This is a genomic window from Amycolatopsis sp. ATCC 39116 (assembly GCF_000231075.2).
Taxonomy (GTDB): domain Bacteria; phylum Actinomycetota; class Actinomycetes; order Mycobacteriales; family Pseudonocardiaceae; genus Amycolatopsis_E; species Amycolatopsis_E tucumanensis.
Window position 1 is genome coordinate 1 of the sequence record NZ_AFWY03000102.1, and the last position, 6,367, is coordinate 6,367.

Below are 6,367 nucleotides of genomic sequence, written 5' to 3' on the forward strand. Positions count from 1 at the left end.
CCGCCGAGCCCCGCTTCCGGCAACCGCTCCGGCCGCACCCGCTCCGCGGGTGGTCGCCGCTACCCCTCCGCGGGGTCGCCGCTCCCCGGTCCGCGGGTGGTCGGCCCAGGGCACCGCCTCCGGCTATCTGTCCCGGTCCGCGAGCAGCGCCGCCAGCGCCTCGAGGTCCGCGGCGCCCCTCGGGTCCGGCACGGCGGCTCTCAGGTGCGCCCTGGCGCGTTCCAGCAGCGCCGCCGCCTCGGTGCGGGTCCACTCCCGGCCGCCGGCCTGGTCGACCAGCCGCGCGGCCCGCACCAGGTCCGACCCCGCCAGCTCACCCGGCGCCGCGTACAGCGACGCCAGCTCCCGGCCCGCGGCCGTCCCCGAGGTCAGCGCCGCCACCACCGGCAGCGACTTCTTGCGGTTGCGCAGGTCCGAGAACACCGGCTTCCCGGTCGCCGCCGGGTCGCCCCAGATCCCGAGCAGGTCGTCGACCATCTGGAACGCCAGCCCGGCCGCCTCCCCGAACCGCCGCAGGTGGGCGACCTGCTCGGACGACCCGCCGCCGAGCAACCCGCCCAGCGCGCACGCGCACCCCAGCAGCGCCCCGGTCTTGCCCTCCGCCATCAGCCGGCACTCGTCCAGCCCGACGTCGGCACGCTGCTCGAACGCCAGGTCCGCGCCCTGGCCCTCGATCAGGTCCTGCACCGCCGCGCCGAGCACCCGCAACGCCTCCCGCGCCGCCGGGTGCCCGCTCGCCGCCAGCACGTCCGACGCCGCCACCAGCAGGCTGTCCCCGGCCAGGATCGCCGGCCCCGCCCCGAACAGCTTCCACACCGTCGGCCGGTGCCGCCGCGTCTCGTCGCCGTCCATGACGTCGTCGTGCAGCAGCGAGAAGTTGTGCACCAGCTCGACGGCGACCGCGCCGGGCAGCGCCGGCCCCCACTCGCCGACCGCCCGCGCCGCCGCCAGCACCAGCGCCGGCCGCACCGCCTTGCCGCCGCCCCCGCTCGCCGGCGCGCCCGTCTCGTCCGCCCACCCGAAGTGGTAGGAGACCAGCGGCCGCATCGACTCCGGCAGCCGCGCCACCGCCGCTCGCAACGCCGGGTCCACGCACCCGCGGCTCCACGCCAGGAGTTCCCGCGCCGTCCGGGTCCCGGCCACCGTCTCCGTCACCGTCCGACCTCCACGTGTTCGAGCACGCCCAGCGCGTCCGGGACCAGCACCGCGACCGAGAAGTACGCCGTGACGAGGTAGGACACGATGGCGCGCGAGTCGATCCCCATGAACCGCACGTTCACGCCCGGCTCGACCTCGTCCGGCAGCCCGGTCTGGCGCAGCCCGATCACGCCCTGGCTGTCCAAACCGGTCCGCATCGCCAGGATCGACGTCGTCCCGGTCCGCGACACCGGGATCTTGTCGCTCGGGAAGATCGGCACCCCGCGCCACGTGGACACGACGTGACCGTCCACTTCGGTGCTCTCCGTGGCGATCCCGCGCGCCGAGCACTGCCGCCCGAACGCCGCGATCGCCTTGGGGTGCGCCAGGAACAGCTTGGTCTTGCGGCGGCGGCACAGCAGCTCGTCCAGGTCGTCCGGGGTGGGCGGACCGGTGCGGGTGTGCAGGCGCTGGCTGAGGTCGGCGTTGTGGAGCAGGCCGAACTCGGCGTTGTTGAGCAGTTCGGACTCCTGCCGCTCGCGCAGCGCCTCCAGCGTCACCCGCAGCTGCTGTTGCGTCTGGTCCATCGGCTGGTTGTAGAGGTCGGCCACGCGGGTGTGCACCCGCAGGATCGTCTGCGCCACCCCGAGTTCGTACTCGCGGGGGCTGAGGTCGTAGTCGACGAACGTGGCCGGCAGCGCGGGCTCCCCGGTGTGCCCGGACGCCAGCTCGATGTTCGCCTCGCCGTGCTTGTTCTGCGCCAGCTGCGAACTCCGCCGCAGTCCGTCCACATGGGACCGAAGCTCCGGCGAGGTGTCCAGCAAAGCCAGCACTTCCCGCTGCGGCAGGGCGAGCACCGTCACCGGCGTCTCCGCCCGGACGCTGTAGGCCCACGGCTCCGGCGACTCCGCGAGCACCTGCTGCCCGAGGTAGTCGCCGTCGGCGAGCACCCCGAGCGTGACCGGGTCGCCGTAGTCGCCGCGGCCGATCTTGCTCACCTTGCCGTGCGCGACGAGCAACGCCTCGCCGGTCGGCTCGCCCGCGGTGACGATCGTCTCGCCGGCGCGGTACTCGCGCTGCTCGAACCGGTCGGCCAGCGCGGTCAGGACGAGCTGGTCGTCGAAGCCGCGGAACAACGGCAGTTCGGCGAGGCTGGCCGGCACCACCCGGACGCGGCCCGCCTCGACGGTGAAGGCCACTCGGCCCTGCCCGGCGACGCAGGTGAGGCGCCGGTTGACCCGGTAGGTGCCGGCCTCGGTCTCCTCCCACGGCAGCAGGCTCAGCAGCCACCGGCTGGTGACCGCCTGGTTCTGCGGGACGGACTTGGTGGTGCTGGCCAGTTTGCGGGCCGCCGCCGTGCCCAGGCTCAGCCGGGTTTCGGTGTGCTGGAAGGTCTGCAGGGTTACGGTCAACGGACCCAACCACCCCTCGTTCGCTCGTGGGTTCCGCGGGTCAGCTCGCGCGGCCGATCTCCACCTTCTCCAGCACGGCCAGCGCGTCCGGCACCAGCACGGCCGCCGAGAAGTACGCCGACACCAGGTAGGAGATGATCGCCTTCTCGTTGATGCCCATGAACCGCACCGACAGGCCGGGCTCGACCTCGTCCGGCAGACCGGTCTGGTGCAGGCCGATCACGCCCTGGTTCTGCTCGCCGACGCGCATCAGCAGGATCGAGCTGGTGCGGGTCTCCGACACCGGGATCTTGTTCGACGGCAGGATCGGCACGCCGCGCCAGGACGGCACGTGGTGCCCGTTGAACTCCACGCCCGCCGGGTAGATCCCGCGCGTGTTGCACTCGCGCCCGAACGCCGCGATCGTCTTCGGGTGGGCGAGGAAGAACGCCGGCTCCTTCCACACCGCGCCGAGCAGCTCGTCCATGTCGTCCGGCGTCGGCGGGCCGGTGCGGGTGTGCAGGCGCTGCTTGACGTCGGCGTTGTGGAGCAGGCCGAAGTCCTTGTTGTTCAGCAGCTCGGACTCCTGCCGCTCGCGCAGCGCCTCGATGGTCAGCCGCAGCTGCTGCTCGGTCTGGTTCATCGGCTGGTTGTAGAGGTCGGCGACGCGGCTGTGCACGCGCAGGACGGTCTGGGCGACGCTCAGCTCGTACTCGCGCGGGGACATCTCGTAGTCGACGAACGTGCCGGGCAGCTCCGGTTCGCCTTCGTGCCCGGAGGACAGCTCGATGCTGGCCTCGCCGTATTCGTTGCCACTGGACAGTTTCCGGGCGCGGAACAGTTCGATCTGCTCACGCAGCGCCTCGGACTGCTCGACCAGCTCGTCGAAGCCGCGTTGTTCGAGCACCAGCACCGTGCAGGAGGTGACGGCCTTGACCGTGTACTCCCAGATGCTCGAGTCGTCCAGCAGCGAGTCGTCGCCGAAGTGGTCGCCGTTGGCCAGCACCCCGAGGTTGGTGAAGTCGCCGTACTCGCCGGGGCCGACCTTGCTGACCTTGCCGTGCGCGATGAGGAAGGCCTGGTCGGAGGCGCTGCCGAACTCGACGATCACGTCGCCGGGCTCGTACTCGCGCTGCTCGAACCGGCTCGCGAGCGCGGCGAGCACCTCCTGGTCGTCGAAGCCGCGCAGGATCGGCAGCTCACCGAGCTCGGCGGGGATGACCTCGATGTTCCCCGCGGTCGTCACGAACGTCACGCGCCCGTCGCCGACCGCGTAGGACAGCCGCCGGTTGACCCGGTAGGCGCCGCCGGAGGCCTCCACCCAGGGCAGCAGGCGCAGCAGCCACCGCGACGTGATGGCCTGCATCTGCGGGACGGACTTCGTCGTGGTCGCCAGGTTCCGCGCGGCGCGGGTGCTCAGGCTCTGCTGCTGGCTGCCGCTGTCCAGTGCGGGCACGGCGGGATCGGTCACGGTCACGGCAAATACCACCCATCGTCGAAAATCAGATCCGCGAATTGGAAATTGGTGATCCGGCGAACTGGCGCCTTGTTTTCTCGGCCGGCGGAAGCGACGTTAGCACCGGCGTTGCGGACCCGTACAGTCACTCGTCCGTGGCGCGGCGTGATGGCGATTTCCGGAAAAGCACACGTTCGGCGGTTCCGGCAGACTCACGGTAGACCGGAATGGACGGTGATCACCCGGGCCGCCCAACCGGGCCGGTCCCGGTGGTGTGACCCGCTCGGCAGCGTGCGCCCGGCATTTCCGGTTCGTTGCTCCGAACGGGCTGAAACTTCCCGGAGTCTGGGAACGCCGTGGTCCGCGCGGCGCAACAGTGACGTCCTACCCTTGGCTGCCAACGGAAAAACCGCGCCGAGTCCGAGGTGGAGTGACGTCCGGTGACCGGAACTCGCCCGGTCGGCCCAGCCGCGCGTCCGGCCGCGCGTTGGCCCTCGGACAACAGGGCCGGGAAATTCGCGGAATAGGTGCCTGCTGCTCCGAACAAGTGACGGCGAATAATCCGTTCTATTCCGTCGGGCTGAAAGAGCGGAACCGAACTTGCCGCCGTGATCCGCACGCGCCTAGCGTGGACCGACGTCCTTTTCCCGTTCGGGAGGCACAGCCGATGAATGTCTACGTGGCCGGTTCGCTGTGGGTGGTGGGCGCCGTCGGGCTGGGCGCGCTCATCGCCTACCTGGTCCGCCGTTACGGCCTGGACGAGGGCAGACCGGACAACAACGACGCGGCCGGCCAGGCGTTCACCATCGTCGGCGGCCTGCACGCGGCGGTGATCGCGTTCGTGCTGATCTCGCTGTTCGACGCGGCGAGCACCGTGCGGGACTCTTCCTACGAGGAGGCGCAGAGCCTGGTCGCCGCCTCGTGGGCGGCCGACGCGCTGCCCGAGCCGGCGCGCACGGAGATCCGCGAGCTGGCCGCGGGCTACGCGGACACGGTGGTGAACCGGGAGTGGCCGCGCATGCGGGACGGCGGTGTGCTGCCCGAGGAGGGCTGGGACCAGCTCGACCGGATGCGCGCGGTGGTCGACACCGCCGACGTCCCCGGCGACGACGACTGGCTGACCAGCCGCAAGACCGAGGTCGCCGACTCGCTGCTGGACGTGTTCAAGGAGCGGCAGGCCCGGCTCAACGCGGTGCGGGACAACAACGTCGGCATGGTGGTGTGGTTCGTGCTGATCGGCGGCAGCGTGATCTTCGTGCTGCTGCCCAACCTGTTCGGCGGCACGAAGTCACTGACCCACATCGTGATCGTGTCCACCCTCGCCGCGGCGACGACCCTGCTGCTCTTCGCGATCTTCCAGATGCAGAACCCGTTCGCGGGCGGGTCGAAGGTGGGCCCGGACGCGTTCAGCCAGGCGATCGAGCGGCTGCGGTGAGGGTACGGCGGCCGGCCCGGGTGCTGGCGGCCGCGGCCGTCCTGGCGGCCTCGCTGCTGCCGGTCACGCCCGCGGCCGGGGCGGCGCCCGCCACCGCCTGCACGGTCCTCCGCGTCGTCAACACGGCACCGGGCGGACCGTCCACCGTGGAGCTGGTGCGGATGCCCTCCGGGGCGGTGGAGAACCGGACCGCGCTCGGCGTGCAGGTCAACGCCCTCGGCTACGCCCGCGCCCAGGACCGGGTGTACGGCCTGACCCGCGACGGCACGGCGGTGGCCGTCGGCCGGGACGGCGAGCTGACCCGGCTCGGCCCGGTGCGGACGACCGACCGCCGCGGGCTGGACCGGGCCACCGCGGGCGCGGTGTTCGGCAACCGCTGGTACGTGCTGCGGGACGACGACCTGTACGTGATCGACATCGACCCGGGCGGCGACGGGTACCTCTCGGCGGTGCGCGGGGTCGACCTGTGGCCGGCGCCGTTCACCTCCGGCATCGACGACTTCGACTTCGCCGGGGGCAAGCTCTACGGGGTGACGAGCACGTTCCCGTTCAGCGGGCGGGTCGTGCGGATCGACCCGGTGTCGGGGTGGACCCACCCGGTGTCCGGGCCGGTGCTGCCGCCTGCCACCGCGTACGGCTCGGTCGTGCTGGCGGGGGAGACCCTGTACGTGACGGCGAACCGCAGCGCCGGCCGCAGCCGCACGTTCCGGGTCGCCCGGGACGGCTCCGGGCCGGTGACCGAGGTGTCCTCCGGGGCGCCGCTATCCGGTTCGGACAGTGCCGGGTGCCTGCGGGCGCCCGCGCCACCGCCGCCCCCACCTCCAGTGCCCCCACCTCCAGCGCCCCCAGTGCCACCGCCTCCTCCGCCGCCCGCACCTCCACCGCCTCCGCCGCCCCCGGCGGTGGCTCCGGTCGTGCCCGCGCCGCCGCCTCCTCCGGCGCCGAGCC

5 protein-coding genes are annotated in these 6,367 nt (G+C 72.3%); 2 read left to right on the plus strand and 3 right to left on the minus strand.

Annotation, left to right across the window (positions count from 1 at the left end):
- Positions 1 to 123: 123 nt before the first annotated feature.
- From AMY39116_RS0341435 to AMY39116_RS0341445, 3 genes are read right to left on the minus strand one after another with little or no spacing between them, the layout of a single operon-like run.
- Positions 124 to 1,155 carry a family 2 encapsulin nanocompartment cargo protein polyprenyl transferase gene (locus AMY39116_RS0341435; RefSeq protein ID WP_020423480.1) on the minus strand — a complete coding sequence of 344 codons (1,032 nt, stop codon included), beginning with the start codon at positions 1,153 to 1,155 and terminating at the stop codon, positions 124 to 126.
- On the minus strand, positions 1,152 to 2,549 hold the full coding sequence (locus tag AMY39116_RS0341440) for a family 2B encapsulin nanocompartment shell protein (RefSeq protein WP_027936698.1): 1,398 nt from the start codon (positions 2,547 to 2,549) through the stop codon (positions 1,152 to 1,154). The genes AMY39116_RS0341435 and AMY39116_RS0341440 overlap by 4 nt, the downstream gene beginning before the upstream one ends.
- 40 nt (positions 2,550 to 2,589) lie before the next feature.
- Positions 2,590 to 4,005: a family 2B encapsulin nanocompartment shell protein gene (locus AMY39116_RS0341445; RefSeq protein WP_020423482.1), complete on the minus strand. Its 1,416-nt coding sequence runs from the start codon at positions 4,003 to 4,005 to the stop codon at positions 2,590 to 2,592.
- 646 nt (positions 4,006 to 4,651) lie between these two features.
- Here AMY39116_RS0341445 and AMY39116_RS0341450 point away from each other — a divergent pair.
- Both AMY39116_RS0341450 and AMY39116_RS46715 read left to right on the plus strand, forming a co-directional pair.
- Entirely contained in the window at positions 4,652 to 5,419 is a 768-nt protein-coding gene (locus AMY39116_RS0341450) for a DUF4239 domain-containing protein (protein WP_020423483.1), read from the plus strand.
- The coding region (locus tag AMY39116_RS46715) for a hypothetical protein (RefSeq protein ID WP_039792185.1) at positions 5,416 to 6,367 on the plus strand (952 nt) is incomplete at its 3' end. The genes AMY39116_RS0341450 and AMY39116_RS46715, both read left to right, overlap by 4 nt.

Excerpts from the sequence above, each read along its gene's own strand:
- AMY39116_RS0341450 (WP_020423483.1), top strand. The coding sequence starts at position 4,652 with ATGAATGTCTACGTGGCCGGTTCGCTGTGGGTGGTGGGCGCCGTCGGG.